Source organism: Aeromonas sp. QDB25 (genome assembly GCF_027707725.1).
In the GTDB taxonomy this organism is placed as follows: domain Bacteria; phylum Pseudomonadota; class Gammaproteobacteria; order Enterobacterales; family Aeromonadaceae; genus Aeromonas; species Aeromonas caviae.
This window is the reverse complement of the sequence record NZ_JAPCIZ010000186.1, coordinates 1-1830: the sequence shown is the minus strand read 5'-3', so window position 1 is coordinate 1830 and position 1830 is coordinate 1. Positions and strand designations below refer to the sequence as shown.

Genomic DNA, 1830 nt, shown 5'->3' with positions numbered 1-1830 from the left:
CGATGCGCTCAAGCCGTGGATTGCGCGGCGTGAACGCTGGCCGTCCTTTCTGATCCGGCGCGATCCGCGCGACATCAGCCGTATCTGGGTCCTGGAACCGGAGGGACAGCATTACCTGGAAATTCCCTACCGTACCTTGTCGCATCCGGCTGTCACCCTCTGGGAACAACGGCAGGCGCTGGCGAAACTGCGGCAGCAAGGGCGCGAACAGGTGGATGAGTCGGCGCTGTTCCGCATGATCGGCCAGATGCGTGAGATTGTGACCAGCGCGCAGAAGGCCACACGCAAGGCGCGGCGTGACGCGGATCGCCGCCAGCACCTCAAGACATCAGCTCGGCCGGACAAGCCCGTTCCGCCGGATACGGATATTGCCGACCCGCAGGCAGACAACTTGCCACCCGCCAAACCGTTCGACCAGATTGAGGAGTGGTAGCCGTGGACGAATATCCCATCATCGACCTGTCCCACCTGCTGCCGGCGGCCCAGGGCTTGGCCCGTCTTCCGGCGGACGAGCGCATCCAGCGCCTTCGCGCCGACCGCTGGATCGGCTATCCGCGCGCAGTCGAGGCGCTGAACCGGCTGGAAGCCCTTTATGCGTGGCCAAACAAGCAACGCATGCCCAACCTGCTGCTGGTTGGCCCGACCAACAATGGCAAGTCGATGATCGTCGAGAAGTTCCGCCGCACCCACCCGGCCAGCTCCGACGCCGACCAGGAGCACATCCCGGTGTTGGTCGTGCAGATGCCGTCCGAGCCGTCCGTGATCCGCTTCTACGTCGCGCTGCTCGCCGCGATGGGCGCGCCGCTGCGCCCACGCCCACGGTTGCCGGAAATGGAGCAACTGGCTCTGGCACTGCTGCGCAAGGTCGGCGTGCGCATGCTGGTGATCGACGAGCTGCACAACGTGCTGGCCGGCAACAGCGTCAACCGCCGGGAATTCCTCAACCTGCTGCGCTTCCTCGGCAACGAACTGCGCATCCCGTTGGTTGGGGTAGGCACGCGCGACGCCTACCTAGCCATCCGCTCCGATGACCAGTTGGAAAATCGCTTCGAGCCGATGATGCTGCCGGTATGGGAGGCCAACGACGATTGCTGCTCACTGCTGGCCAGCTTCGCCGCTTCGCTCCCGCTGCGCCGGCCTTCCCCAATTGCCACGCTGGACATGGCTCGCTACCTGCTCACACGCAGCGAGGGCACCATAGGGGAACTGGCGCACTTGCTGATGGCGGCGGCCATCGTCGCCGTGGAGAGCGGCGAGGAAGCGATCAACCATCGCACACTCAGCATGGCCTGTCGACAACCTCTCGCGCAACCAAGACATCGCGGTCGGACTGCAAGTGATCTTGAAGCCACGGGCCCGTCCCACCCCGACATGGACCTCGATGCCCGAACGGACGTTAGATTTCGAGTTCTAGGCGTTCTGCGATGAAGGTTGGATCCCAGCCGGGATTGAAAGTGTCGACGTGGGTGAATCCGAGCCGCTCGTATAGGCCACGCAGGTTCGGGTGGCAGTCGAGCCGCAGCTTGGCGCACCCCTGCGTTCGCGCGGCATGGCGGCAAGCCTCGATCAGCGCGGAGCTGACACCCCGGCCCGCATGTGTCCGTCGCACCGCGAGCTTGTGCAGATATGCGGCCTCCCCCTTGAGGGCGTCGGGCCAGAACTCGGGATCCTCGGCCGACAAGGTGCAACAGCCGACGATGCCGTCGCTGCAACTCGCGACTAGGAGCTCGGATCTCAGGACGAAGGTCTCCGCGAATGTCCGGTCGATCCGCGCGACGTCCCAGGCGGGCGTTCCCTTGGCGGACATCCACGCCGCAGCGTCGTGCATCA

At 65.0% G+C, this 1830-nt stretch carries 2 protein-coding genes and 1 pseudogene; 2 read left to right on the top strand and 1 reads right to left on the bottom strand.

Features of this window, described 5'->3' with window-relative positions; genetic code table 11:
- Positions 1-433: pseudogene (locus PG883_RS23365) on the top strand (Mu transposase C-terminal domain-containing protein); the annotation flags it as partial.
- A 2-nt stretch (positions 434-435) separates the two neighbouring features.
- Positions 436-1428 carry a TniB family NTP-binding protein gene (locus tag PG883_RS23360; protein WP_001381192.1) on the top strand — a complete coding sequence of 331 codons (993 nt, stop codon included), beginning with the start codon at positions 436-438 and terminating at the stop codon, positions 1426-1428.
- Here the strand turns inward: PG883_RS23360 and PG883_RS23355 are convergent.
- Positions 1397-1830: GNAT family N-acetyltransferase (locus PG883_RS23355; RefSeq protein ID WP_012391827.1), on the bottom strand; the 434-nt coding region annotated here is incomplete at its 5' end. The two genes, PG883_RS23360 and PG883_RS23355, sit on opposite strands and share 32 nt — an antisense overlap.